This window comes from Sporolactobacillus inulinus (genome assembly GCF_006539285.1).
Taxonomy (GTDB): domain Bacteria; phylum Bacillota; class Bacilli; order Bacillales; family Sporolactobacillaceae; genus Sporolactobacillus; species Sporolactobacillus inulinus.
Genome location: NZ_BJMS01000012.1, coordinates 1 through 25,077, shown reverse-complemented (window position 1 = coordinate 25,077; position 25,077 = coordinate 1). Strand labels below are relative to the sequence as shown.

Here is a 25,077-nt window from a genome sequence, read left to right as displayed (position 1 = left end):
GTGTTGAAAAAGATAGCGCATTTATGATTTTTCCGCCCATTCATGACGGTATTTAGCAATGACTTCCTGGTGCTGCTCATACGTTTGTGAATAATACACTTTGCCGTTTGGTCGCGCATAAAAGTATATATTTTTTGACTTAATCGGCCTCAGAACAGCTTCAATCGCGTCAAGCGCCGGGGCGCCAATCGGTCCAACCGTCAGACCCGAACGCGTATACGTATTATAAGGGGTATCCGTTTTTAAATCTTTTTTCGTGTACGCACGAATTCTGCGCTGCTGTCCATAAGCAATCGACGGATCCGTTTGCAAGCGCATGCCCAAATCCAAGCGATTGTAGAAAACACCTGCGATTTTTTCTCGGTTTTTTTGATCCGGTGCTTCCTGCTCGATCAGTGACGCCATCGTCAAAATCTTGTGTACCGAACCAAGCTTATTCGTCTTAATCTCCCCGGAATAAGTGTGCAGACGCTGCGCCGTTTGATCAAGCATCTTGTTCACCATTTGATCAAGCGTCAGCGGCGACTTCCCTTTTTTAAATCGATAGATGCCCGGAGCAAGATACCCTTCGAGCGGATACTCAATCCCTTTTTTGAAGATTTCATTTGTTAAAAATGGATATTTTGTCACATAATGGTCGTTTACATAATTATGATCTTTAAGCTTCTTCAGAACATCCTGTTTGTCCAGTTTAGCCGCATTCGCCATTTGAGCGGCTACTTCACTGACCCACATTCCCTGACGCACATCAACAAGAACAATAATTCCTCGATGAGCACCATTTTTCAAATTATTCATCAATTGACCGATCGACATTGTTTGATTAAACGAATAAGTACCTGAGCGATACGTATTTAAATGATTCCATCTTGCGTAAAATTCAAACGCCCACGCTTTGCGAACTAATTCTTTTTTTTCAAGAATCTGAGCCATATCGCGAACCGATGCGCCGGATGGAATCGTGACGGTTATCGGCCGGTCGTTTTGTTTATTAATCGGCGTCAACAAACGGGTATAGTAGCGATTGAACCCCCAAGCCGCTCCCGCAGTGAGTGCGAAAAGAAGAATCACAGCAACTGCGAAGATACGCCAATGCTTCTTTTTCATAGAAATGAGCCGCTCCTTTCAAGAGTACCCATTAATTATACACTATTTATTTACCGGATTTATCACGTTTCGACAACATACGCCGAACGTTTTGATTTATTCGGTTTAAGAAAAACTGGGCATAGCCAGCCCGCGCAGGATGCGGTTGTGAACCATCAATTTTGTGCCTGACGAGCACTCCAGTTTGCTCGCTTGATGCACAGCCTTTGACCAAAAAAAACATGCTTTCTTATACTGCATGGAAAAAGCCCCTAGCCAGGGGCTCATTCATCACTTTCATCACTGAACGTGTTAATCATTTCTTCAACAATATCCCATTCTTCATCCGTCTCAATCGGGAAAAGCTTGAAATCATCGTCGTTGCCTTCATAGCGGAATGCAAAAACTTCCTGCTCTTCATCTTCTTCCAATTCCTGCTCTGCCGGGACAACCACGACATACGACTTGTCCGTTTCGGGAACATCGAAATAAAACAGCACATCAAATAGATTTTCATCGCCATTTTCTTCCGGAATGACAATGCGTTCTTTTTCTTCCTCATCCGGGAGGAAGATTGGATAATGGTTATGTTCGTGTTCACTCATCTTTTTTTGACTCCATTCTTTTTTTATCTAAATAGCTTTGCAGTATGAGCACTGCTGCTTCTTTGTCGATCACTTGCTTTCTTTTCTTTCGACTGACATCTGCAGAAATCAAAATTCTTTCGGCCGCCATGGTCGTCAAGCGTTCGTCCCAAAGCTCGACGGGAAGCTTTAATTTTCGGTGGATGCTCTTTGCAAAACCGCGTGACGCCTCTGCTCGTGCGGATTCTGTTCCAATTAGATCTTTAGGAAGGCCAACCACGACGGATTCAACAGCATAGTCGTGAATCAGTTGGCCAATGCGATCAAACAGCAGATTCTTCTTATGTTCGACATAGTGGATGGTTTCAATACCTTGTGCGGTCCAGCCAAGCGGATCGCTGATTGCGACACCGCATGTTACGGAACCAAAATCCAAACCCATTATTCTCATTCTTTTTCCCATTTCTCTTTGAGGTATGTTGTAACAAGTTCTTCAATAATTTCATCACGTTCAAGTCTGCGAATTAATTTTCGCGCATCCTTATGTCTTGGAATGTATGCAGGATCTCCTGACAGCAAATAACCGACAATTTGGTTAATCGGATTATAGCCTTTCTCATCAAGAGCATCATAGACTTTAAACAAGACTTCGCGCGCATTGTGATCCTTTTGATCTCCAAAATTGAACTTCATTGTTTTATCCATGATACCCATCCCCCAAACAGAATTTTGGACTGCTCGTGAAGGTCGAATCAGCGGACAGCCGCTTTCTCAATCAAATCAGAGACTGCATCGAGTGCATCCCGTACTTTTTCAGGCTGTTTGCCGCCGGCTTGAGCCATGTCCGGTCGGCCGCCGCCGCCGCCGCCGCAAATGGCGGCAACTTCCTTAACAATTTTGCCTGCGTGGAAGCCTTTTTGGATCAGGTCTTTCGTTACACCGGCAACAAAATGAACCTTCCCATCTTCGACCGAAGCAAGAACAACAATAACCGATTTCAGCTTATTCTTCAGGTCGTCGGCCATGGCACGTAGCTGATTCATGTCCACTGAGTCGATCTTTTCTGCAATGTACGCAACGTCACCGTTCTTTTTCGCAGATTGTTCCAGTTCACCGGTTTTCGCACTACCAAGCTTATTCATTAGCGCCGTGTTTTCTTTTTCCAGGTTCTTGATTTGTTGCTGAAGTCCGTCAATACGTTCCGGCAATTGATCCAGCGCCACCTTCAGCGATGCAGCAATGGCTTTCGACTGAAGCTTAACTGCATTCAGACGTTTAAATGCTGCTTCCCCAGTCAAAGCTTCGATCCGTCGTGTGCCGGCGCCGATGCCGCTCTCGCTGACAAGCGTGAATAACCCTAGTTCGGCCGTATTAGCTACATGACAGCCGCCGCATAATTCAATGCTGTAATCTCCAGCACTAACGACACGTACGACTTTACCGTATTTTTCACCAAATAAAGCAACCGCACCCAGCTTCTTGGCTTCATCAATCGGCATTTCCTTGGTTGTGACTGGCAGCTGTTCCCAAATCTTTTCATTAACAATCGCTTCAATTTGCTGCAGTTCTTCATCGGTGACTTGGCCGTAATGTGAGAAATCGAAACGCAGGCGATCGGCAGCCACATAAGACCCTGCCTGATTGACATGCGAACCGAGTACATCTTTAAGTGCCTGATCAAGTAAGTGTGTTGCGGTATGATTCTTCTGGATCGCAAGTCGTGCTTTTACATCAATTTGTGCATTCAGAAAATCGCCAATTGCAAGATGACCTTGCTTTACAACACAAGTATGCAGGTTCTGTCCGTTCGGTGCGTGTTGAACAGCGGTGACCGCGAGTTGCACGTCTGAATTGCTCAATTCACCTGTGTCGGCAACTTGACCGCCCATTTCCGCATAAAATGGTGTACGATCCAAAATAATTTGCACGGTGTCGCCTTCAACCGCATGATCAACGGTTGCATTGTCTTTCACAAGTGCGATCACTTTTACTCCGTTTACCTTGAAGTCGTTGTATCCGATAAACGTGCTTGGATTGGTGATATTGCGCAGCGTATCGCTCTGAACATGCATTGACTTTTGGTCTTTGCGTGCCGCGCGCGCACGATCCCGCTGCGCGTCAAGTTCCTTTTGGAAGCCATCTTTGTTAATCGAAAGCCCGGCTTGATTCGCGTATTCTTCTGTAAGTTCCAGCGGGAACCCGAAAGTGTCGTAAAGCTTAAACACATTGACACCGGCAATCTCCTTTTCGCCTCTGCCCTTTGCTTCATCAATGTACTGCTTCAGAATCGCGACACCTTCATGAATCGTTTCTTGGAAGCGCTCTTCCTCGCCTTTAATGACCTTCTGAACGAACGCTGCTTTTTCAGCAACCTCCGTGTAGTAATCCTTCATAATATCGGCAACGATCGGCACCAATTTGAACATGAACGGCTTATCCAGTCCAAGATCCATTGCATAGCGTACCGCACGGCGGATCAAACGGCGCAGGACATAGCCGCGTCCTTCGTTCGACGGCAAGGCGCCGTCGGCAACCGCAAACGTAACCGTCCGTACATGATCGGCGATCACTTTAAATGCCGTGTTCTTTTTACCGATCTGATATTTTGCCCCGGAAAGAGCTTCAATTTTATGAATGATCGGCATGAATAAATCGGTATCGAAATTCGTTTCCGCGTCTTGGATGACACTGACCATCCGTTCAAGCCCCATGCCGGTATCAATATTTTTCTTTGGAAGCGGTGTATGGCTGCCGTCCGGATTGTGATTAAATTGCGAGAACACAAGATTCCAGACTTCAAGATAGCGTTCATTCTCGCCGCCCGGATACAGTTCAGGGTCATCCGGATCATCGCCGAACGCAGGTCCGCGATCATAGAAAATCTCTGTATTTGGTCCGCTTGGGCCTTCACCGATATCCCAAAAATTGTGTTCCAGCTTAACGATTCGGTTGTCCGGAAGTCCGATCTTCTCATGCCACAGCTTATAAGCTTCTTCATCTTCCGGATAGATCGTTACCGACAGTTTGTCCGGTTCAAAGGCAATCCAATCCGGGCTGGTCAGGAACTCCCACGCCCAAGTAATGGCTTCCTCTTTAAAGTAATCGCCGACCGAAAAGTTGCCAAGCATTTCGAAAAATGTATGGTGGCGCGCCGTATAACCGACATTCTCAATATCATTTGTTCGAATCGCTTTCTGCGCATTGCAAATACGCGGATTTTTAGGAACGACTCGTCCATCGAAATATTTTTTCAGTGTCGCTACACCGCTGTTGATCCACAGCAAGGATGGATCATCGACCGGAATCAGCGATGCACTCGGTTCAACCGAATGACCCTTTCCCTTGAAAAAGTCCAAAAACATTTTTCTAACTTCCGATGAACTTAATTGTTTCATCACAAGAACCTCCACTCAATTTGTTACAGCATTATGTAAACCAATCGGACGCTCAATGAAAAAAGCTCTCATCCCATCACCAGAAAGGACGAAAGCTTTTAAGCTTAATCTGCGCCGCAATGAAAAGAAGCAACGCAACCTATGTATCACAGCGCTCAGGAAATCCTTCCCGTTAAACAGCTGCAACTGCCCCGATGAACCGCGGAAAAGCCGTTCCCGCACAGTGCATTCGGTTGATGAGCTGCTCGCACGCTTCACGCTATTCTTTTCGTCTCGGTTTCACTATTCTCCCGTAATTATAGTTGAATTTCCCCTTATTTGTCAATGATTCGAAACCGTTCGTTCAGGTGGCGCAAACAGGTACGAATAATGATGAAACAAGGAATCGCAAGCAACATACCGACAATTCCAGCGAGCTCACCTCCGGCACCGACTGCCAGCATGATATAGAGTGGATGGATTTCCGCACTCTTCCCAACAACAATTGGCTCGATGACGCTGCCTTCAAGAAACTGGATTAAAATGATCATCAAAATCACGCCGGACATGGCGTAAAACGACTTCGTCGCAGCCACAAGTACGGCCGGTGCCGCACCAATAAACGGTCCAAAATAGGGGATCAAATCCGTTGCTCCGATGAACAGTCCGAACACCATCGGATAAGGAACCTTCAGGATCCATAGTCCGATCGTTGCCATCACCGCCAGTATCCCGCAGACCGTCAACTGGCCGCGAATATACATCCCTATTGATTGATCCATCTCGGCACAGAGATCTGCCGTTTGTTTCCGCCATTTCTTCGGAACAAGCAGCAGTACATTTTTCTTAATCAGCGCCGCATCTTTGAGCATGTAAAAGGAGAGAAAAGGAATCAAAAGCAATGTCAAGAATGAGCGAATCACATTGGAACACCAGTCAATGATCCCCTTTCCCATCTTATTCATACTGTGTTTGATTCGAACGAGCGCTTCATTCACCTGATCATGTACTGCCTCTGGAGTGGACGTGTACACCCGATCCAGATTCGTTTCATACAACTGCTGATAATTGGTAATCTCATGATCCAGACTGCGAAGTTCATGCAACAAAACAGGACCGCCTTTATAGATGGCAAAACCGACAATACTAAAAAAAACAGCGTAGATCACAAGAATAGCCATCGTCCGATGCAGCCCCAACCGCTGCACACGGCCGACTAAAGGGTGCAGTAAATACGAAATAATTGCTGCCGCAAAAAAGGGAATAGCAATACGCATCAAAAAATGGGTGACACTCCCGATGAACGGCAACAAACGATAGAATAAATAGCCATTTAGAAAAAGCAGTAGTATGATGAGCAGAATCTTCATCCACTGCAGGGCAGTCCATTTTCGCATCATGATCCCTCCAAAACTAGTTTTACCCAATTTGCGGCGAATCATGAGCGATGAAACAAGATCGGAGCAAATGGCTTAGAAACCATTCGCTTTCGCTTCCAATTCAGAGTCTTGAAACAAATCATCAAGATCGGTTAAACTGCCGTCTTCCTCAACCTGACTCAGCGATAATTTTCCTTCTTGCAGAGATAATTCGATAAAACAGTTCCAGCAGTAAAATTGATTGACGCCTATTTTTCCGATATCGGTACTTGCACAATTGGGACATTTCATTTTTTTCACCTCAGTAATGAGCTTTTGTTACATCTTTCATTACTGGCATCAATGTCCCTATTTGCTGGAAAATATACATATCTATTCAAAAAAAGAGAACAAAACTCGATTGCGAACGCGAAAATGTATAGAAAAAAACTTGGTCAATGAGCAACTGAACCATTGCCCGTGACCAAGTTTTTTCACTTATTGATTTATCGTAATATGCGCTGCCCCTCAATCCTTTACTATGGGCGCGGTTTCTACTTCGGTTGGCTGATCAAACTCCGACTGATCATGATCCGGCTGAGGTTCCGGTGCCTCAATCAGATGCAGCCGTTCGCCTATTTTGCGTGCAAGATTAGAGTTGCGCTGATCAACGTCATTACTGCTTACCGCTTGATTAAATGCCTCAACATCGCCGCACAGAACGAGAGAATCCTTGCTCCGGGTCACCGCCGTGTAAATCAGATTCCGTTTCAGCATGCGGTGATACCCCTTAACAATGGGTAGGATTACAATTGGAAATTCACTGCCTTGCGCTTTATGAATCGAGCAGCAGTACGCGAGTGTCAGCTGATTCAAATCATGCTTGAGGTATTTGACTTCAACCGAATCAAAGGTGACGATCACCGTATCTTCCTTATCCGTCGTCTCCTTTGCACGAAAAACAGCGGAGATTTCGCCAATATCGCCGTTAAATACTTGTTCATCAGGATTGTTCACCAATTGCAATACCTTATCATGAACACGAAAGATATGGTCTCCATAGGTCAGCTCACGCTTCTGGTCACTTTTCGGATTAAAGAGTTCTTGAAGTGACGTATTAATCTGTTCAATACCGGCATTGCCACGGTAAATCGGCGCAAGCACTTGAATGTCCTTCGGCGGATACCCCTTTTTCTGTGCACCGGCAGCGACTTTACAGATGACATCGATGATTTGGTTCTGATGGCATTTGAAGAAACGGCGATCCTTTCGCGGCTCTGCGACATCGACCACTGTACCCTCTTTGATTTCATGAGCAAGTTCGATAATCGATGAGCCTTGCGCCTGACGGAAAATATCGGTTAATCGGATCACCGGAACGGCGTCGGATTGAATCAAGTCGCTCAGTACCTGACCAGGACCGACGGAAGGCAGCTGGTCTTCGTCGCCGACAATGATCACCTTCATCTCATCCGGCAGCGACTTAAGCAGCTGATTGGCAAGCCATAAGTCAACCATTGACATCTCATCGACGATCAGCAGCTTCCCTTCAATTGGATCATTTTCGTCATGCGCATAACCGGAACCGCCATTCCACCCAAGTAGCCGATGGATCGTCACCGCCGGAAGCCCTGTCGATTCTTTCATCCGTTTCGCCGCGCGTCCGGTCGGGGCAACAAGTAACACAGGATAAGGATGATCCTCATCATAATCTTTCGGATCGAGCGAGCAACTGTTCAGCTCCGCATAGACTTCTACAATCCCTTGAATGACCGTCGTCTTTCCCGTTCCCGGCCCGCCGGTTAAGATCATGATCGGGGACTGGATCGCTTCACGGATTGCTTGCTGCTGACTCTCAGCGTACTGCATCGACAGCTTGTCCTCAACCTTGCCAAGCGCCTTGAGGAATTCGCTTTCTGAGTATTCGTCCTCTGCTTCTTGTTCAACCAGCTTCTGAATGCCGGTGACAATCCCCTTTTCCGCATAGTAAAGCTGCGGCAGATAAAGCTGGTCGTCTTCTCGAATTAATTTTCCATCCTCTTCCAGAACATCAATCTCATGGATGAGATCTGCTTCATCGATGCTCTCTTTTGAGGATAATAGTTTATGGACTTCTGAAATTGTCGCTTGTTCCGGCATAAAGACATGACCATCATTCATCGCCCGCTCGTTTAACCAATACAAATAGGCAGCTTGAATCCGCTCCGGATGGTTTCCGGAAATGCCAAGAGACGCGGCAAGCTCATCCGCACGTTGAAAACCAATACCCTCGATATCCTGAATCAACTGGTATGGATTCTCCGCAATAACCTCGAGGCTATCATTTCCGTATACTTGATAGATCTTCGTCGCCAGCTGTGAACCGAATCCGTAGTCCGAGAGCCCGATCAGAATTTTCTCCAATCCTTCATTTTTAAGCAGCGTATCGGCAATCATCGAACGCTTGTCTTTATCAAGTTTCGGTACACGCTCCAAACATGAAGGATCATTTAAAATATCAGAAATCGCGTGTTCGCCAAGTTCGCCAACGATCATCTCCGCCGTTTTTTTCCCTATTCCGGGGAAAAGATCGCCGGAGAGATAGCTGATTACCCCGGACTTCGATTTCGGCAGCATTTTTCGATAGGTCTCTACCTCATATTGTTGACCATATCTTGGATGCGTCTTTAACTTGCCGGCAAATTGATAGGTTTCGTACAAATGGATCGTTGGAAAAAAACCAACCATTGTGATCTCTTTTTCGTTGATGGGCTCCGTGGTTTCATTAATTTTCACAATCATGACGGTGTATCCGTTATCGCTGTTCTGGAATACGATTCGGATTGGCTCACCCTTTACCGAATTTGTCTGATCCGAAAAAAGATCCATGGTCGTTTGTCCCATTGTTCCGTCGTCCTTTCGCTTAGTTATGCCGACCGGTTTGCTTCTTATCTAAGCTTTTCAATCCGTTTGCAGCCAGTATATGACCCGGGCTAAGTTCAAGCGCTTTATGAAGCAAGTGCCGGGCTTTCGTGATCTGGTCTCGGCACGCAGCAATGACACCTAAATTATAATACGCATCCGCATGTGCTGCATCGGCTTCAATCACAGTTAAGAACTGTTTTTCAGCCGCATCCACATCTCCAAGCTTCGCCAAGGAAAGTGCATATTGAAACCGGGCTTCTGTATCCGCTTCATTTAATTCCACCGAGCGCTGGAAGGCAGCGAGTGCTTGACCGGAGCGACCGAGTTCGGTTGCGGAGCGTCCGATCATGTAAAACAGATCGCCGTCATTAACCCCTGCGCGCTGTGCATCAGCAAACTGAGTCAGCGCCTCTTCGTACCGACCGAGTTCGAACAGTGCGTTACCATAACCAAAAGCGGCACTGCCATAGTTTGGATCCAGTTCCAGTGCTTTATTGAAAAAGTTGACCGCACGCGCGCTGTCCCCCATTGCAATCAGCAAATTGCCGAAATTGGTGAAGCCGGCAGGGTCATTCGGATGCTCAGAAATGACACGGTCCAGCATTTTCGCAGCTTCTTCGAACTTCTTCTCAGCAATCAAGCGCTGCACTTGTTCCATCGTCTTCATCCCATCGCCTCCAAATAGATTCTGTTTCCCCGTTATGTAAAAAAAGGACGAGAAAGCGCCCGATCTCTTTTAGAGACGGTGCAGGTTCCATCAGCATGTATCTGCAGACGACCGAGCGACTTGCTCGCCGCAACGCTACATGTCCATTTGTTTCATAAAAGTGTTGCACGTTAAGTTCGTGTGAAAAAGACTCAAGCTTTTAACGCAAAGCTGAGTCTGTAAAATCGAGTGTTTTATCTGTTCCCTGCCCTAAAATGGTTGCAATCGTTGCTCCACCGAGGCACTCATCGCCATCATACAAAACCACAGATTGTCCCGGAGTAACCGCACGCTCCGGCTGATCAAACACGACCTTAAGTCGATCGTCGTCAAGCACATGAACGGTCACCGGTTGATCTTTCTGGCGATATCTGAACTTTGCTGTGCAGTGGAACTCACCGCTCTTAGGCATGCCGGAGATCCAATTGACCTTGTCAGCCAGTAACCCTTTTGCCTGCAGCGCAGGGTGTTCGGATCCCTCCACCACATACAGAATATTACGCTTTAAGTCCTTGCCGCACACAAACCATGGACCGCCCGGACCGCCAATACCAAGTCCTTGGCGCTGACCATTGGTATAGTACATGAGCCCGTCGTGATACCCTTTGAGTTCACCATCAAGCGTGCGGATCTCACCGCGGTTTGCCGGCAGATAATGGCTCAGGAACTCCTTGAAATTCCGTTCACCAATAAAACAGATACCGGTACTGTCCTTTTTCTCAGCCGTTGCCAAGTGATGTTCACGTGCAATTTCGCGTACCTCTGGCTTTTCCAAATCACCGAGCGGGAACATCACCTTGGAGATCTGTTCTTGCGAGAGCTGATTCAGGAAATAAGTTTGATCCTTATTCTGATCGACTGCACGAATCATCGCTGTTTTGCCATCGCGACGGTCAACGCGCGCGTAATGACCGGTTGCCACATAGTCCGCGCCGAGCGCCATCGCATGATCGAGAAACGCTTTGAATTTAATTTCCTTATTGCACATGACATCCGGATTCGGTGTCCGTCCTAATTTATACTCATCGAGGAAGTATGAAAAAACACGATCCCAGTACTGTTTCTCAAAGTTAACTGCATAATAGGGTATCCCGATTTGGTTGGAAACACGGACCACATCTTCATAGTCTTCCGTTGCCGTACAAATTCCGTTCTCATCGGTATCGTCCCAATTTTTCATAAAAATACCTACTACATCATAGCCTTGCTGCTTCAGCAGCAACGCGGCAACAGTTGAATCCACACCGCCCGACATGCCAACAACCACACGTGTCTGACTTGGGGATTTTCCAGTCACAAGACTTCACCCGCCTTTCTTAATGAAACGAGATCGCGTACGGATGCGGCAATGATCCGCCCCGCCTCGCGTATTTGATCTTCATCGATAAGATCACCAAAACTAACACGAATCGAGCTGACCGTCTCCGGAGCTCGCTCGCCAAACATTGCCGTCAGCACATGTGACGGTTCCACCGATCCCGCCGTGCAGGCAGAACCGCTGGAGACTGCTACTCCAGCTAAATCCAGTTTTGTGAGCAGCGTTTCAACATTGGTTCCTGGAAAATAAAGATTCAATACCTGAGGCAAAAAGTGATCCGGATTGCCGTTGATTTTATAGGTCACCTTTTCCTCATCAAGTGTCTCAAGAATGATTTGCCGTGCATGCAAGCAGTTGTCAATCCGTTCGTGGAAATGTTCACCGACTTTTTCGACTGCACGTGCCAGACCGGCAATTGCCGGAACATTTTCCGTGCCGGCACGCCGTTTGCGCTCCTGATCACCGCCATGAGTATATGCCTGTAGCGATAAACCGTCCCGTACAAAAAGAAAACCGATCCCCTTTGGACCGCCGATTTTGTGACCGGCCATCGACATCAAGTCGATCGGTGTATCCTTAACGTCCATGTCGGCCGTACCGAATGCTTGCACAACATCCGTGTGGAAATAGGCCTGATGATCGGCGAGCAGATGCGCGATTTCATGAATTGGCTGAATCGTGCCAACCTCATTGTTTCCAAACATTATCGAGACAAGAATGGTATCCTCGCGTAATTTGCTTTTTAATTCCTCGAGCGAAATGCGTCCCGTACGATCCACATCGAGGTAGTCAATTGTGAAGCCTTGCGTTTCTAAATACGCGCATGTTTTTAACACACCGTGATGCTCGATTTTCGTCGTAATGATATGTTTTCCCTTATCGCTGTTGGCAAAAGCCGTACCGAGAATGGCGATGTTATCGCCTTCCGTACCACCGCTTGTAAAGACGATCTCGCGGCTGCGTGCCCCGATATATTTTGCAATTGTATGACGCGATTCATCAACGATCTTGCGCGCCTGTCTGCCGAACGAGTGAATACTCGACGGATTTCCTACCACCTGCTGATACGTTTCCACCATGATCTGAAGCACTTCCGGATCAATCGGTGTTGTTGCGGCATGATCAAGATAAATCGGACTCACGCCTTATCACTCCTTTAAATCAATCGAATCACGCGAGCGAGAAGCAACCCGCGTTCGTTTAAATATAAAACATATCCGGATCCTGTACTTGAGGATCGGAATCGTAATGAATCAAATCGTCGAGTGTCGTCCCTTGCAGCACATCGCGTACCGCATCACGGATTTTCACCCACAGCTCGCGTTTCGCCGGATCATCATCGTCCATGACTTCCACCGGTTGAATCGGCCCTTCCAGAACACGAATCACATCGGCTGCTGTGATTTCGCTCGGCATTTTCGCCAAAACATAGCCGCCGTATGCGCCGCGAATGCTGCTGACCAGTCCCGCATTGCGCAAAGGAGCAATTAATTGTTCCAAATAGTGTTCGGAAAGGTCATGTTCATTTGCAATCGCCTTCAGCGAAAGCGGTCCGCGACCTTTGTTTTTGGCAAGTGCCATCATAATCGTCAAGCCGTAACGGCCTTTCGTTGAAATCTTCATCTCGTTACACCCCATCTTAAACCGACATTTATCTTCTTTCATCTATACCCTATCAAATAAGACCAAGATGCATGTCTGCCCTGAAGCAGTCCACGGGTCTATTCTGTTAAAACAATCCTTCCATACGAACATAGCTTCTGATTTATGGTAAACTATGTTCAGACCTTAAATCATTATAGACGAAAATGCGTGACGTTGCACGTCATCAAGAAGGATTCCCGCAAATACAGAAAAATGAGAGGATGATCGGGATGGATCTGTTTGATTTTCCAACCGATGACCAATCCAATTTAAACGGTCGGCCGCTCGCTGATCGGATGCGCCCGCAAACACTCGATGAATTTGTCGGTCAAGAGCAAATTGTCGGTCAGGGCCGGCTGCTGCGCCGTGCTATCCAAGCAGACAAACTGACGCCAATGATCTTCTTCGGACCGCCGGGGACCGGCAAAACGACGCTTGCCCATATCATTGCTCAAACGACTTCTGCCTATTACGAACAGCTCAACGCCGTTACATCCGGCGTTGGCGATATTCGCAAGATTATTGCGGCTGCGGAAGAACGCCTGAAATTTGATCAGCAAAAAACAATCTTATTTATTGATGAAATCCATCGCTTCAATAAAGGACAGCAAGATGCACTCCTGCCTTCTGTTGAAAAGGGCACAATCATTCTCATTGGTGCAACAACCGAGAGCCCGATGTTCGAGATCAATGCTGCGCTGCTGTCCCGGTCTCGATTATTTCGATTCGAGCCGTTGACGGATAAAGCAATTCGTACGATTCTTAACCATGCATTGACCGATAAAAAAAGAGGTTACGGCGAATCGGCCATCGAAGTGGATGAGGATGCTTTGGATCATCTAGTTCGCGTTGCAAACGGTGACAGCCGTACGGCTCTGCATGCCCTAGAGCTTGCCGTGCTGACCACAGACCCTGATTCCGACGGCGTCATCCATATTGATCGCAGTGTCGCCGAGGAATCGATTCAGGAAAAGGTCCTGCAGTATGATAAAAACGGAGACAACCACTACGATACGGTTTCTGCGTTCATCAAAAGTATGCGCGGATCAGATCCAAATGCCACGCTTTACTGGCTCGCCAAGATGATCGCCGCCGGCGAAGATCCGAAATTTATCGCCCGCCGTATTTTCATCCATGCCGCTGAGGACGTCGGTCTTGCCGACCCCAATGCGATTCTGATCGCCAATACCGCGGTCACCGCGGTCACATTCATCGGAATGCCTGAAGCACGCATTCCGCTTGCCGAAGCAGCGCTTTATGTCGCAACAGCGCCAAAGAGCAATGCTGTGATCAGCGGAATTGATGAAGCACTCGCTGTCGTAAAAAATGAAAAAACGGGCGAAGTTCCCATTCACCTGCGTGATGCGCACTATAAAGGGGCGGCCAAGCTAGGACATGGGAAAGGCTACCTCTATCCGCACGACTTCGAAGACGGATATGTACCGCAAGACTATCTTCCGGGGAAACTGCACAGCAAACACTTCTACCATCCTTCTCCACGAGGCTATGAACGAACCGTTCAAAAACGGCTCGACTATTTTGCCGAACGCGACAAGAAAAAGCGCTGATCCAGCGCTTTTTTTGATTTAAAGCTTCAATCCTCTTGACTATTGATCGTGTATAAAAGTCTTAAAAGTTGTCAATCCTTTTTACAAATCAGCAAGAATGCAAGAAGGAGCATAGAACATGACAAAAGTGAGACAAGATGCATGGTCGCATGAAGATGATCTTCTGCTCGCAGAGACCGTTCTGCGCCATATCAGAGAAGGAAGTACCCAGCTCGACGCCTTTGAAGAAGTCGGCGATCGGCTGAATCGAACCGGAGCTGCATGCGGATTCCGCTGGAACGCAATTGTCCGCCAAAAATACGAACAAGCAATACAAATCGCAAAAAAACAGCGTAAACAAAAAAAACGTGCCGAGCAACGCAGCAGAGTATCCCGCCCAATGACTCAATCATTTCCTGTTATGGAAACCGCGGACCTCACGGATCCTACATCGTTCACTGCCGAAACTCCGGCACAACAAACCGAAACACCAGCCGCTTCCTCAACAAGCAGCCTCACATTAACCGATGTGATCCACTTTCTGCAGCATCTGCAAAACGGCAACACAACAAACAGCCGACTGGATAAAGAAAACACGCATTTAAAACAAGAAAATGCACGTTTGCAAAAACACATCGGCGAACTAGACCAAGAGATCGAAGCCTTAAAATCACGCCAGAAGACCGTTGAAGAAGACTACCAGGCACTAGTCGGCATCATGGATCGCGCCCGTCGTATGGTCGCCTTCCAAGATCAAGACGCTGCGTCAGCACCCGCCTTCAAAATGGACCAAAACGGCAACCTGGAAAAGATTGCAAAGTAAACAAGTAAGAATACATACACCCTCGAGTTCAAACGGCTCGGGGGTGTATGTATTCACAAATTTATTAACTACTGGTAATTTGTTTTTGTATCAATTATTGATATAAGAGATTGATTTCCATCGTTATGATCATCCTCTGATTCGCCCCCACCCCTCAATTGAGCATTTATTACAATCTCGCCATTACCACTGGTTTCAAATGATGCATTATTTCCTGCCGTAATTATCCCATTTTTAAAAATAACTGAATAACCTTTTGCTTTTGGATAGAAGTCTTTTCGTACATAAACGGTTCGTTCAAACGTCAATGGTCCACTATTATTAAAAGAACCGTTGATAAAAACATAACCATAGAAATGATGTGAGCCTGACGAATTATAATCATGATTAAAATAGACATTACCATTAAATAATGCGGAAGATCTTGATGAACCATTCAATGATCCATTAGCGACATTTAAATTACCATTTACGGAAATCGTACTATCGTTGTTTAAATTAATATTGCTTCCATTTATAAACAACGATTTTTCAAAAGACATTGAAGTATGATCACTTGCGTTGATTGCGCCATCTATATATACATTTCCTTTAAACAGAAAGTGAATTTTATTCCCAGCATTAAGATCGCCATTAATTGCCACATCATCATTAAAAATGATCGTTCCTTCATCTAAATTACCAGAGTTTATACTGCTCGCCAAGAAGGCTTTTCCATCAATAGTCACACTTGGATTTGATTTTTTTAAATTAAAACTGTTAAAGTTAACACTTCCATTATATTCAGCTTGCATTACTGCATCTTCATTAATCGAAGCGGCACCATTTATGGGTTGATTGGCTGGATAGGATAAGGGCATATTCTTGAATTGATTTTTTACAGTTGTCAAATCAACAGTTTGATGCACTACATCATTAGTTGTAGGCCGCCGACCGCTTATAATTACAGTATTATTATTCACATAAGCATCACCTTGATGTACAAAATCGCCTTCAGAAATCCACTTAGGTGTATAATCTGCAGGTAACCAACTCAAATAACCATTATGGTACCCCCCACTTATATACGGAAGAGATAGTCCCATATACGGTGGTGTGTGATCAGCATCACCAGTAGCTGCTGTATCCACCGGCCGATACTCGAACGTTATTTTTTGCATAATCACCTGAATTCCATCATTTGTGGTTCCCCGACTGGTAATTGTGACGGTAATTTTATCATCCGTTGGATCGCCGACTTCTCCATGGGTTACTGTATAACACGGATTTCCTTGCATCGAATTTATCACAAGATTTGAACTTGAATCAAGCGTTCCAGGCAAGATTTCTATCACTTTATCCTTAAAGTTTGTTTGAGTTACTTCGCTTACATCTAACAGTTTTGATTGAAGTTCTTTATTGTATGCCTTCAACCCCATCTCAGCGACGTTTAATGCCTGGGTTTGTGTGGTTTCTTTGCTGAATTGCTTTGTATGGTTAAAAGATACCGACATGACGGTGAGTCCGAGTACAGAGAAAACTGTAATAACAAGGAGAACGATAACGAGTGCATACCCAGATTCTCTTTTCTGAAACGTTCTTTTATGGGGCATCACTTGGTTCACGCTCCTCTACGTCTTCCCATGGATAGTTTAATGTTGTTGAGAGATGAAAACTTGGACCCTCGTTATCAGCACTACCTACCGCTGTTCTTGTTTTTATAACATAATCAATAGTTAGTTTTGTGCCAATAAAATTCCCAGTATCATCTGATATATCTTGCAATTCTGAGCCATCCCCACTATAAAACAAATTAGGACTCGATATGTGCTCTTGTTGTGAAGAACTACCCTTACCAGTGGCAAGAATTACTTCACCATTGTCGATTGTTAAAGTAAGGTTATCCTTCTGTTCATAAAACGCACGTGTAATCCGTGCTTGTACGAGATGAGCGTCTGCTTGCAGATCATTTTGTGTCATGGTATGTTGCGCTGATTTTTCGCCGGACAGCCAGATACTGAAAATAAGAACAAAACAAATCGTGGCAATGGTTATTGCGGCGAGCATCTCAACAAGCGTCACGCCTCTCGAATTATGTATCATCTTCCTGTACCTCTCAATTGCTTGTTATCGTATAATAGTTGTAAAGTTCTACGTATTTTGTATCGTTATAGTAGGTTCGAACGACGATAGGTAAAAGCTGATCATCATCGCTCCCTTTTTTTAATACATAAACATAAGTTTTGTAGATTGAATTTTGTTCATCGGGAACTTTAATCGTAAAGTCTGTATGTAGAGGACTGGCTGTCGGTGAAGAAACAGTGGATCCGGAGTTAACCGGAGGTGTTTCCGCGCTCAGCACTTGCGACAATTCTTTTTGCGCGAGCTGCAATGCGGTCAAACGGTCGCCGTTATTGGTTGTCACTTGCTGGCTCTGGATAAATACATACGCGAAAGATAAAATGACGATACTCAGCAATGCTATTGCGGCAATGACTTCGATTAGCGTCATCCCTGCTTGTTTTCGGTTCATCAGTCGCAGTCCTTTCGCATCTGTCGTCAGATCTATTTTAATGGGTTTTGGTGTAGAATGAAAGTATCGTTTTAGAAGATTACGAATCAGGAGGGCAGACACATGCAGCGCACACATCGAAGATTAGGCGACCTTCTTGTCGAATCAGGAATGATTACACAAGACCAGCTGAGTTCGACACTGGAACAAAAAGATTCATCACAAAAATTAGGACATGCCTTAATTGAGCGCGGATATATTTCCGAACAACAATTGATCGACGCACTTTCGATACAGTTAGCTATCCCTCAAATCCATTTATCGAATCTAGTCATTGATTATCAAACGGTCAATCTCGTCGACCAGTCCTTTTCACGGCAAAATGAACTGATTTGCTATAAAAAAGAGAGCAACACCCTTTTTGTTGCCATGGCAAATCCGCTAAATTTTTACGCCATTGATGATCTGCAAATGATGACCGGTTTTCATGTTAAAGTTGTTTTGGCACTGCCAAGTGAAATTACCAGCACAATCAACCGGCTCTATAACGAGGAAGATTCGGTGAATGAGATTCTGACATCGATCAACAACCGCCCGATTGACGAGCCGGAACTGACTTCAGCCGAGAATACGCCGATTCTGAAAGTGATCAACAAATGTCTCTTAAGTGCTGTAGAAGATCGTGCCAGCGATATCCATATCGATCCCCATGAATTCAGTGTTGTGGTTCGGTTTCGTATTGACGGCGAGCTTCACACGTATCGCACGTTTCCAAAAGAGATTTTGAGCGTGCTTGTGACGCGAATCAAAGTCATGAGTCAGCTTGATATCACAGAGACCCGCTTGCCTCAGGACGGACGCGTCAAAGTTGCGATTGGCAAGAACCGACTGGATTTACGGGTTTCGACGCTTCCGACCCTTTTTGGTGAACGCATCGTGCTTCGGCTTCTGAATACAAAGGATTTACTGCTGAAAATCCCAAATGTCGGCTTTACCGAGTCGCAGCAAAAATCCTTTGTGAACATGATTTCCAAACCGACCGGGTTAATGCTGATCACAGGACCGACGGGTTCCGGGAAAACGTCAACGCTTTACGCCGCTTTAAATTACCTGAACAATGAGACCCAGAACATCATTACCATCGAAGATCCGGTTGAATACCAAATTGACGGAATAAATCAGATTCAGACGAATGCTCCAGTCGGATTGACGTTTGCCGCCGGATTAAGAGCAATCCTGAGACAGGACCCGAACATCATCATGGTCGGAGAAATTCGCGACTCTGAGACTGCGGAAATTGCGATTCGTGCCTCGCTGACCGGGCACCTTGTGCTCAGCACTTTGCACACCAATGACGTACCGACCACCATCTACCGTTTGATTGATATGGGGATTGACCCGTTTCTCGTGGCCGCATCGCTCACCGGTGTCGTCGCCCAGCGTTTGGTGCGACGTGTCTGCCGCGACTGCGCGCAACCGTCTGCATCAACCACCATCGATCAGGCACTGTTTCAAAAAGCGGGTCAGGAATGCCCCGATACCCTGATGAAGGGCACCGGGTGCAAATCATGCCATCATACCGGATATCTTGGGCGAACTGCGGTTCATGAAATGTTGACGCTGAGCGATGAACTGTCTGAAAAACTGATCACTCACAATTCCTTTACAGACATTCAAAATCTGGTTCGTGATTCCGGCGGCGAGTCAATGCTTCAAAATGGATTGTCGAAAGTCGCTCAAGGAATTACTACCGTGGACGAACTGCTCAAAATTATCAGCTGACCTGTAGACTTAGGGGGAAAACTATGATTGAATTTCTTAAGGACTGTTTGGCGATTGCCTGCGGGCGCGGAGCCTCCGATTTACATCTATCCGTTGGTATTCCGCCGACGATCCGTTTGAACGGCGAATTAACTGCACTCGACAAACCGATCATTCGGCCTGCGGACACCGATGAAATCGTTCGCGGTATTCTGTCCGAAGAACAATTGGCAAAGCTGGAGGCGAACGGTGAACTTGACTTTTCTTACAGCATTGCCAAATTATCGCGTTTCCGGGTGAATGCGTTTCGGCAACGTTCATGCTACAGCATCGCCTTTCGTGTCATACCGCAAACCATACCCAATTTCGCTTCACTGCGCTTGCCCAATGTTCTAAAGTCACTCATTCACCGGCCGCATGGTTTATTCTTAGTGACGGGGCCGACGGGAAGCGGAAAGTCAACGACACTTGCGGCGCTCGTGGACGACATGAACAAGACACTGCGCCGTCATATCATTACGCTAGAGGATCCGATCGAATATTTGCATCGACACAACCGCTGTATCATTCAGCAGCGCGAGATCGGTTACGATACCCAGTCGTTCGCACTAGGGCTTCGATCTGCTTTGCGCGAGGATCCGGACGTAATTCTGGTCGGAGAAATGCGCGACTTGGAGACGATTCGAACAGCACTAACGGCTGCAGAAACCGGTCACCTCGTCTTGGCGACACTGCATACCAACGATGCAGTCTCAACCGTTGACCGAATCATTGATGTCTTCCCTCCCGAACAGCAGGGACAAATCCGCATTCAACTGGCTGCCGAGCTCGTGTCTGTGGTGTCGCAGCGCTTGTTTCCAACCCCGGACTACACCAGCCGGCGTGTGGCGACCGAAGTCATGATTAATAATAAAGCAATCAGTCATTTGATTCGCGAGAAGAAGATCTACCAGATTCCTAGTGTCATCCAGGTCAATCGCGCGCAGGGCATGCAAACTATGGCTGCCTGCGTTCAGGATATGCTGACGCGGCGCGAGATCGCCGGTGAATCGGTCGAAACATTTTTATTAAGGAAGTGAACACATGCCGCTGTTTGACTATGTCGGTACCAACACATACGGCAAAATAAAAAAAGGAAAGATCACCGCAGTAACCAAACAAGAAGCCTTGCTGCAAGTTGCCAATCAAGGATTAACAATCCAGTCCATCCAGGAACATAACGATTCCATTTGGTATAAGGAACTTTCGTTTGGTTCTCGCGTGAAGCTGCAAGAAAAAGTAGTCTTCCTGAGACAGTTTGCGACGATCATTAAAGCCGGTGTGACGGTTTCCGATGCCCTAGAGATTTTAACGGATCAAGAGGAAAAGAATAAATACTTTAAGCAAACGATTATGGATATGGCCACCAATCTTCGCGAGGGGCAGACCCTATCCCAGGCATTTGAAAATCATCCGAAAATTTTTAGCCCGATGATCATCCACATGATTCGTGCCGGTGAAGGCAGTGGTCGCTTGGAAGAAAGTTTGGACCATCTGGCGACCTATTACGAACGCCAGCATAAGTCACGGCAAAAATTGAGCACAGCAATGGTCTACCCTGCCTTTGTTTTTATGATGTCGATCGGTGTTGTTTTGTTTCTATTAACGACCATCATCCCGATGTTCCGCACCATGTTCGCCGGCCTGAATACGCAGCTGCCGCTGATTACACGCGTCATTTTGACAATAAGTGACTGGCTTCGCGCTTACTGGTATGTGATCTTTCTTTTAGCGATCGCGGCAGTATTTATTATTGCTATCCTCCGACGAAATAAATCTAGTAAATTAAGACTAGATTATGCTATAATCAAGTTGCCTTTACTAGGTATAATAGTCTATAAAAGTGAACTTTCCCGATTGCTCTGGATGCTTGCGCTATTGCTATCCAGTTCTGTACCTGTCATCGATGCATTGCACTCAATTGAGAAGATCACATCGAATCTTGCCATCCGACAGGCCATACATAAAGTCGCCGAAGCCCTTGATTTCGGACGACCCTTATCACAAGCCTTTCGGGAGGAGAAAATTTTCCCGGCGATGGTTCACCACATGACCGCAATCGGCGAAAAAACCGGTATGCTCGATCAAATGCTGAACAGTGTCGCCAAGTATTACGAAGATGACGTTGAACAGATGACTGAGCGTATGAAGGTCCTGATTGAACCCCTCGTTATCCTGTTCCTCGCCGTTGTTGTCGGTATTATCGTCCTAGCCATCATTATCCCTATGTTCCAAATCTATCAAAACGTGTAAGAGACAGGAGGAAAACGTATGCTCAAAAAGATTATGAAAAAAGCGAACGAAAAGAAAAACCAGAAAGGCTTTACACTGATTGAACTCTTGGCGGTAATCGTTATCTTAGCTATTTTGGCTGCCATCGCAATTCCGAGTGTGACTTCGATTATTCATAAACAAAATGATAAAGCAGCTGTACAAGATGGTTTGACTATTATTCATGCCGCTAAATTATATGTTGCCGAAAATAACATTACCAGCTCGTCAAACGAGAATGATCGAACAATGGATCAAAGTGAGCTAAAGAACTACCTTGAAAATACTAATAATAAGTTACCAAGCGAATTCTCGGTGAAGGTTGAGTTCGACAATACAGATAAAACTAAGGCAACTTATACGATTACCGATGAAAAGCTTCCGTCAGATCTTACTGATAAGACCGAACAGGGGCTTATTAAGTATAATGGTGGAAATCCTTCTACTTCTACAGGATCATGAGTATATTTGTTAATTTTTATATTTTTCTTCTGGGCCTCATCCTAGGCTCTTTCTATAACGTCGTCGGTCTGCGGGTTCCCGCCGGCCAGTCAATTATTACGCCGCCTTCGCACTGTCCGTCGTGCGGGCGGCGTTTGACGATTCTGGATTTGGTTCCGGTCTTCTCCTATCTTTTTCTGGGAGGCAAATGCCGTACCTGTCACACTAAGATTTCACCGATCTACCCGATCATCGAAGCAGCAACCGGCTTTTTATTTCTATTCAGCTTTTTGCACGCGACATCCATTGAACAGATGCTTTGCGGTTGGCTGCTCGTTTCGCTGTTGATCATTGTGCTTGTAACTGATCTTGAATACATGCTGATCCCGGATAAGATTTTACTATTCTTTCTACCGCTGTTCGTTGCCTTTCGGATCATTTACCCTCCTCATCCGTGGTGGGACGCGCCGCTCGGATTCGCAGCGGGGTTCGGACTGCTTGCCTTGATTGCCTTAATCAGTCGCGGCGGCATGGGTGGCGGCGATATCAAATTGTTTGCCATCCTAGGCCTGGTTTTAGGTTGGAAACTCGTCATTTTAGGGTTTTTTCTAGCCACATTCTTTGGTGCTGTCATTGGACTCGGCGGACAACTGCTGGGACTGATTAAACGCCGGCAGCCGGTACCCTTTGTTCCATTTATTGCTTTAGGGATACTGACCAGCTTCTTCTTCGGCGATCAGCTAATCACCTTATATTTTGATCTAATCTTTTAATAGTAGGAATGATGCTTGTGATTCGACTCTTTCAAAATCATGCCAGCGTTGGATTAACTGTATCCGATTATGCGATTCGGATGGTGCTTTCGCGCGGCAATGCCGACATTCCTGCTGGTTTCACTTATCTGGAGAAGCCGCTTGAGCGAGGTATTGTGGAAAACGGACGCGTTAAGGATGAACAAACCTTCACGGATTATTTAAAGGATATGGTTCGCGTGCTTAAAGCAAAGGGCAAAAAAACGTACTTTGCCATTCCAACGTCCCAGCTTATCCTTCGCCAGTTTGATTTTCCCGGTGTCAAATCGGATTCAGAACTGCAAAACTACTTTTTCATCGAAATGGGAAATAAGATTCAACTTCCATTCGATAAACCGGTTTTCGATTTCCATGTGATTCAACGTGAAGCAACCGGAACCAATGTGTTGTTTATCGCGGCACCGGAACATGTCGTACTGAAATACAGGAAGCTGCAGTCCAATGCCGGTTTGAATCCGGTCAATGCCGAATTCAGCGCTTTAGGAATTGATCGCTGGGTGCAGCATTTTCACCCGGAAATTGCTGAGCAGCAGCGGATGTACGTGCACCTCGAAAACGAATCACTCTATGTGTCGATTTTTAGTGGCGACATTCCGATGTTTGTTCGCCAAGTCAATCTTGAAACAGCGGAACCAGATACGTTCTACCTCAATGCGGCAACGGAAATTGAACGAATGCTAAACTTTTATCAGTACAGCGTGCGCAAAGGTGCTGACGAGGTTGCAATGATCTATTTATTTGGCGATCATGGGCATACCGCTCTGCTTCAGAATGCACTTCAAGCGCTTGTTCCGCAGGACGTGCAAAGCCTTGCGATTGACCGTGAGAAGATCAACGATCCTGAAACAATCAATGAAACGAGCATTCCTGCCATCGGTCTTGCGATGAAGGAGGGGATGAAATGATTGATATCAACCTTCTCCCCTACGAACGGAAAACGCCGAAAGCATTGATTTGGTTTGCGATCGTCTTTGCCGGGGTTTGCGTACTCGCACTTGCCTTCTTTACTTGGTACACGATGAATTTAAGTGGCCAACTTCAGGCTGCGCAGAATCAAGAGAGCTATTGGAAAGTACAATCGGAGAAAAAAATTGCGAATGGGCGTACAAAATCACTTTCCACGATTGACGCGGTAAATCAAATTGAGAAAAATAAGCTCTCGATCTATGACTCGTTAACTATAATTAATGAACAATTGCCTAAAGGGGCGAAGTTAATCCGTACGGACATTGATTCAACAGGAAATCTCACAGCAGAATATCAGATTACTTCATTTGCCGATGTCGATTTATTTACATCGAGATTAAGAAATCAAACCTTTTCAAATGTGATCGCAACGAGAATTGTTAATTCCAAAACGTTCAAAAAGGGACAGGTTCACTTGTTTCTAAGTATGACGATCTCTAAGAAGAAGGAGAATTGATATGAGACAGACCTATATCGTTATTGTTGCTGCTGTTCTCATTGTCTGCTCTGGATTTGGATTTTTCTACTTTATGAAAATTATCCCTTTGAAAGAAAATCTTACCTTCACTCAAAGCTCTGTTCAGAATTACAAAGAAATGGCCGCCTTAACAAAAAAAAGCAGCGCTGATGGAGAGGTCAATGCAATAAACGAAGAAACTCTGCCAAAGCAGCCAGAAATTGAATCCTTCTTTGTGAAATTCCAAGCTCAGGCTGCGGTTCATCAAGTGTACGTTGATACGATTACTCGAGTAAATAGAAGCCAAAATTCTTCCTTGAACGCGAACAGCTATACCATACAATTATCCGCAAAATCAACACAGGAAATTACAGATTTCATTGGTGATCTTGAAAAGATGGAACGCATCTTAAACATTACCAAATTTTCAATGCAAACCGGATCGCAAGCATCATTGAGCTTAACCCTCTATTCAGCGAAAAAATAAGCATTTAT

The 25,077-nt window shown here is 45.8% G+C and carries 25 protein-coding genes; 10 read left to right on the top strand and 15 right to left on the bottom strand.

All coding sequences use genetic code 11. The annotated features are described in order from the left end of the window. Nucleotides 1-21: 21 nt before the first annotated feature. The 12 genes from mltG to cymR all read right to left on the bottom strand — a co-directional run bounded on the left by mltG (nucleotide 22) and on the right by cymR (nucleotide 12,953). On the bottom strand, nucleotides 22-1,107 hold the full coding sequence (gene mltG, locus SIN01_RS02715; RefSeq protein ID WP_010024676.1) for an endolytic transglycosylase MltG: 1,086 nt from the start codon (nucleotides 1,105-1,107) through the stop codon (nucleotides 22-24). Between the two features lie 263 nt (nucleotides 1,108-1,370). Further along, nucleotides 1,371-1,691: a DUF1292 domain-containing protein gene (locus SIN01_RS02710; protein ID WP_010024677.1), complete on the bottom strand. Its 321-nt coding sequence runs from the start codon at nucleotides 1,689-1,691 to the stop codon at nucleotides 1,371-1,373. Further along, nucleotides 1,684-2,121, bottom strand: a complete 438-nt coding sequence (gene ruvX / locus SIN01_RS02705) for a Holliday junction resolvase RuvX (RefSeq protein ID WP_029548148.1) — start codon at nucleotides 2,119-2,121, stop codon at nucleotides 1,684-1,686. The genes SIN01_RS02710 and ruvX overlap by 8 nt, the downstream gene beginning before the upstream one ends. Further along, nucleotides 2,118-2,384, bottom strand: coding sequence for an IreB family regulatory phosphoprotein (locus SIN01_RS02700; RefSeq protein WP_010024681.1), 267 nt, complete (start codon nucleotides 2,382-2,384; stop codon nucleotides 2,118-2,120). Before SIN01_RS02700 ends, ruvX begins: the two co-directional genes overlap by 4 nt. A gap of 38 nt (nucleotides 2,385-2,422) precedes the next feature. After that, nucleotides 2,423-5,065, bottom strand: a complete 2,643-nt coding sequence (gene alaS, locus SIN01_RS02695; RefSeq protein WP_047034837.1) for an alanine--tRNA ligase — start codon at nucleotides 5,063-5,065, stop codon at nucleotides 2,423-2,425. A 314-nt stretch (nucleotides 5,066-5,379) separates the two neighbouring features. Beyond that, nucleotides 5,380-6,444 carry an AI-2E family transporter gene (locus SIN01_RS02690; RefSeq protein WP_237760128.1) on the bottom strand — a complete coding sequence of 355 codons (1,065 nt, stop codon included), beginning with the start codon at nucleotides 6,442-6,444 and terminating at the stop codon, nucleotides 5,380-5,382. 72 nt (nucleotides 6,445-6,516) lie between these two features. Next, complete coding sequence (locus SIN01_RS02685) at nucleotides 6,517-6,714, bottom strand: YrzR-like zinc ribbon domain (protein ID WP_010025441.1); 198 nt, start codon at nucleotides 6,712-6,714, stop codon at nucleotides 6,517-6,519. A gap of 216 nt (nucleotides 6,715-6,930) precedes the next feature. Then, nucleotides 6,931-9,285, bottom strand: a complete 2,355-nt coding sequence (recD2, locus tag SIN01_RS02680; RefSeq protein ID WP_010025440.1) for an SF1B family DNA helicase RecD2 — start codon at nucleotides 9,283-9,285, stop codon at nucleotides 6,931-6,933. Nucleotides 9,286-9,304: 19 nt separating this feature from the next. After that, entirely contained in the window at nucleotides 9,305-9,973 is a 669-nt protein-coding gene (locus SIN01_RS02675; RefSeq protein ID WP_010025439.1) for a tetratricopeptide repeat protein, read from the bottom strand. Nucleotides 9,974-10,172: 199 nt separating this feature from the next. Next, nucleotides 10,173-11,267 (bottom strand): tRNA 2-thiouridine(34) synthase MnmA, encoded by a 1,095-nt coding sequence (mnmA, locus tag SIN01_RS02670; RefSeq protein ID WP_047034841.1) that lies wholly within the window; start codon nucleotides 11,265-11,267, stop codon nucleotides 10,173-10,175. Nucleotides 11,268-11,305: 38 nt separating this feature from the next. Next, nucleotides 11,306-12,472, bottom strand: a complete 1,167-nt coding sequence (locus SIN01_RS02665; RefSeq protein WP_010025437.1) for a cysteine desulfurase family protein — start codon at nucleotides 12,470-12,472, stop codon at nucleotides 11,306-11,308. A gap of 58 nt (nucleotides 12,473-12,530) precedes the next feature. Then, the gene (gene cymR, locus SIN01_RS02660; RefSeq protein ID WP_010025435.1) at nucleotides 12,531-12,953 is read right to left on the bottom strand and encodes a cysteine metabolism transcriptional regulator CymR; all 423 of its coding nucleotides are present in this window, start codon (nucleotides 12,951-12,953) and stop codon (nucleotides 12,531-12,533) included. A gap of 251 nt (nucleotides 12,954-13,204) precedes the next feature. On the opposite strand from cymR, the gene SIN01_RS02655 reads away from it, so the two are divergent. Continuing rightward, the gene (locus SIN01_RS02655; protein WP_010025434.1) at nucleotides 13,205-14,542 is read left to right on the top strand and encodes a replication-associated recombination protein A; all 1,338 of its coding nucleotides are present in this window, start codon (nucleotides 13,205-13,207) and stop codon (nucleotides 14,540-14,542) included. Nucleotides 14,543-14,660: 118 nt separating this feature from the next. Further along, complete coding sequence (locus tag SIN01_RS02650; RefSeq protein WP_010025432.1) at nucleotides 14,661-15,344, top strand: RsfA family transcriptional regulator; 684 nt, start codon at nucleotides 14,661-14,663, stop codon at nucleotides 15,342-15,344. A 68-nt stretch (nucleotides 15,345-15,412) separates the two neighbouring features. Here the strand turns inward: SIN01_RS02650 and SIN01_RS02645 are convergent, their stop codons facing one another. Genes SIN01_RS02645 through SIN01_RS02635 form a run of 3 tightly spaced genes read right to left on the bottom strand, consistent with a single transcriptional unit; the run spans nucleotide 15,413 to nucleotide 17,856 of the window. Next, complete coding sequence (locus SIN01_RS02645) at nucleotides 15,413-16,948, bottom strand: type II secretion system protein (protein WP_141305932.1); 1,536 nt, start codon at nucleotides 16,946-16,948, stop codon at nucleotides 15,413-15,415. After that, nucleotides 16,926-17,426, bottom strand: coding sequence for a PilW family protein (locus SIN01_RS02640; protein ID WP_010026792.1), 501 nt, complete (start codon nucleotides 17,424-17,426; stop codon nucleotides 16,926-16,928). Before SIN01_RS02640 ends, SIN01_RS02645 begins: the two co-directional genes overlap by 23 nt. A 13-nt stretch (nucleotides 17,427-17,439) precedes the next feature. Then, the gene (locus tag SIN01_RS02635; protein ID WP_237760127.1) at nucleotides 17,440-17,856 is read right to left on the bottom strand and encodes a type IV pilus modification PilV family protein; all 417 of its coding nucleotides are present in this window, start codon (nucleotides 17,854-17,856) and stop codon (nucleotides 17,440-17,442) included. Nucleotides 17,857-17,958: 102 nt separating this feature from the next. Between SIN01_RS02635 and SIN01_RS02630 the strand changes: the two genes are divergently transcribed. Genes SIN01_RS02630 through SIN01_RS02595 form a run of 8 tightly spaced genes read left to right on the top strand, consistent with a single transcriptional unit; the run spans nucleotide 17,959 to nucleotide 25,069 of the window. Next, nucleotides 17,959-19,617, top strand: coding sequence for a GspE/PulE family protein (locus SIN01_RS02630; protein ID WP_010026795.1), 1,659 nt, complete (start codon nucleotides 17,959-17,961; stop codon nucleotides 19,615-19,617). Nucleotides 19,618-19,640: 23 nt separating this feature from the next. Then, nucleotides 19,641-20,675, top strand: coding sequence for a type IV pilus twitching motility protein PilT (locus tag SIN01_RS02625; protein ID WP_010026796.1), 1,035 nt, complete (start codon nucleotides 19,641-19,643; stop codon nucleotides 20,673-20,675). 4 nt (nucleotides 20,676-20,679) lie between these two features. Continuing rightward, nucleotides 20,680-21,888, top strand: coding sequence for a type II secretion system F family protein (locus SIN01_RS02620; RefSeq protein ID WP_010026797.1), 1,209 nt, complete (start codon nucleotides 20,680-20,682; stop codon nucleotides 21,886-21,888). Nucleotides 21,889-21,906: 18 nt separating this feature from the next. After that, nucleotides 21,907-22,368 carry a prepilin-type N-terminal cleavage/methylation domain-containing protein gene (locus SIN01_RS15510; RefSeq protein ID WP_010026798.1) on the top strand — a complete coding sequence of 154 codons (462 nt, stop codon included), beginning with the start codon at nucleotides 21,907-21,909 and terminating at the stop codon, nucleotides 22,366-22,368. Continuing rightward, complete coding sequence (locus SIN01_RS02610; RefSeq protein ID WP_010026800.1) at nucleotides 22,365-23,120, top strand: prepilin peptidase; 756 nt, start codon at nucleotides 22,365-22,367, stop codon at nucleotides 23,118-23,120. The genes SIN01_RS15510 and SIN01_RS02610 overlap by 4 nt, the downstream gene beginning before the upstream one ends. A gap of 11 nt (nucleotides 23,121-23,131) precedes the next feature. Beyond that, a complete protein-coding gene (gene pilM, locus SIN01_RS02605; RefSeq protein ID WP_029548301.1) occupies nucleotides 23,132-24,064 on the top strand; it encodes a type IV pilus biogenesis protein PilM in 933 nt (310 codons plus the stop codon). Further along, the gene (locus tag SIN01_RS02600) at nucleotides 24,061-24,582 is read left to right on the top strand and encodes a PilN family protein (protein ID WP_010026802.1); all 522 of its coding nucleotides are present in this window, start codon (nucleotides 24,061-24,063) and stop codon (nucleotides 24,580-24,582) included. The genes pilM and SIN01_RS02600 overlap by 4 nt, the downstream gene beginning before the upstream one ends. A gap of 1 nt (nucleotide 24,583) precedes the next feature. Then, entirely contained in the window at nucleotides 24,584-25,069 is a 486-nt protein-coding gene (locus SIN01_RS02595) for a type 4a pilus biogenesis protein PilO (protein ID WP_010026803.1), read from the top strand. The last annotated feature ends 8 nt before the right edge of the window (nucleotides 25,070-25,077 follow it).

Coding starts and splice junctions, on each gene's coding strand:
- SIN01_RS02600 (WP_010026802.1), top strand. CDS start 24,061: ATGATTGATATCAACCTTCTCCCCTACGAACGGAAAACGCCGAAAGCA.
- alaS (WP_047034837.1), bottom strand. CDS start 5,065: ATGAAACAATTAAGTTCATCGGAAGTTAGAAAAATGTTTTTGGACTTT.
- SIN01_RS02640 (WP_010026792.1), bottom strand. CDS start 17,426: ATGATACATAATTCGAGAGGCGTGACGCTTGTTGAGATGCTCGCCGCA.
- SIN01_RS02635 (WP_237760127.1), bottom strand. CDS start 17,856: ATGAACCGAAAACAAGCAGGGATGACGCTAATCGAAGTCATTGCCGCA.
- SIN01_RS02610 (WP_010026800.1), top strand. CDS start 22,365: ATGAGTATATTTGTTAATTTTTATATTTTTCTTCTGGGCCTCATCCTA.
- SIN01_RS02700 (WP_010024681.1), bottom strand. CDS start 2,384: ATGGGTATCATGGATAAAACAATGAAGTTCAATTTTGGAGATCAAAAG.
- SIN01_RS02655 (WP_010025434.1), top strand. CDS start 13,205: ATGGATCTGTTTGATTTTCCAACCGATGACCAATCCAATTTAAACGGT.
- SIN01_RS02630 (WP_010026795.1), top strand. CDS start 17,959: ATGCAGCGCACACATCGAAGATTAGGCGACCTTCTTGTCGAATCAGGA.
- mnmA (WP_047034841.1), bottom strand. CDS start 11,267: ATGTCGGGCGGTGTGGATTCAACTGTTGCCGCGTTGCTGCTGAAGCAG.
- SIN01_RS15510 (WP_010026798.1), top strand. CDS start 21,907: ATGCTCAAAAAGATTATGAAAAAAGCGAACGAAAAGAAAAACCAGAAA.
- SIN01_RS02675 (WP_010025439.1), bottom strand. CDS start 9,973: ATGAAGACGATGGAACAAGTGCAGCGCTTGATTGCTGAGAAGAAGTTC.
- cymR (WP_010025435.1), bottom strand. CDS start 12,953: ATGAAGATTTCAACGAAAGGCCGTTACGGCTTGACGATTATGATGGCA.
- mltG (WP_010024676.1), bottom strand. CDS start 1,107: ATGAAAAAGAAGCATTGGCGTATCTTCGCAGTTGCTGTGATTCTTCTT.
- SIN01_RS02595 (WP_010026803.1), top strand. CDS start 24,584: ATGAGACAGACCTATATCGTTATTGTTGCTGCTGTTCTCATTGTCTGC.
- SIN01_RS02650 (WP_010025432.1), top strand. CDS start 14,661: ATGACAAAAGTGAGACAAGATGCATGGTCGCATGAAGATGATCTTCTG.
- SIN01_RS02690 (WP_237760128.1), bottom strand. CDS start 6,444: ATGATGCGAAAATGGACTGCCCTGCAGTGGATGAAGATTCTGCTCATC.
- pilM (WP_029548301.1), top strand. CDS start 23,132: ATGCTTGTGATTCGACTCTTTCAAAATCATGCCAGCGTTGGATTAACT.
- SIN01_RS02625 (WP_010026796.1), top strand. CDS start 19,641: ATGATTGAATTTCTTAAGGACTGTTTGGCGATTGCCTGCGGGCGCGGA.
- SIN01_RS02710 (WP_010024677.1), bottom strand. CDS start 1,691: ATGAGTGAACACGAACATAACCATTATCCAATCTTCCTCCCGGATGAG.
- ruvX (WP_029548148.1), bottom strand. CDS start 2,121: ATGAGAATAATGGGTTTGGATTTTGGTTCCGTAACATGCGGTGTCGCA.
- SIN01_RS02685 (WP_010025441.1), bottom strand. CDS start 6,714: ATGAAATGTCCCAATTGTGCAAGTACCGATATCGGAAAAATAGGCGTC.
- SIN01_RS02620 (WP_010026797.1), top strand. CDS start 20,680: ATGCCGCTGTTTGACTATGTCGGTACCAACACATACGGCAAAATAAAA.
- recD2 (WP_010025440.1), bottom strand. CDS start 9,285: ATGGGACAAACGACCATGGATCTTTTTTCGGATCAGACAAATTCGGTA.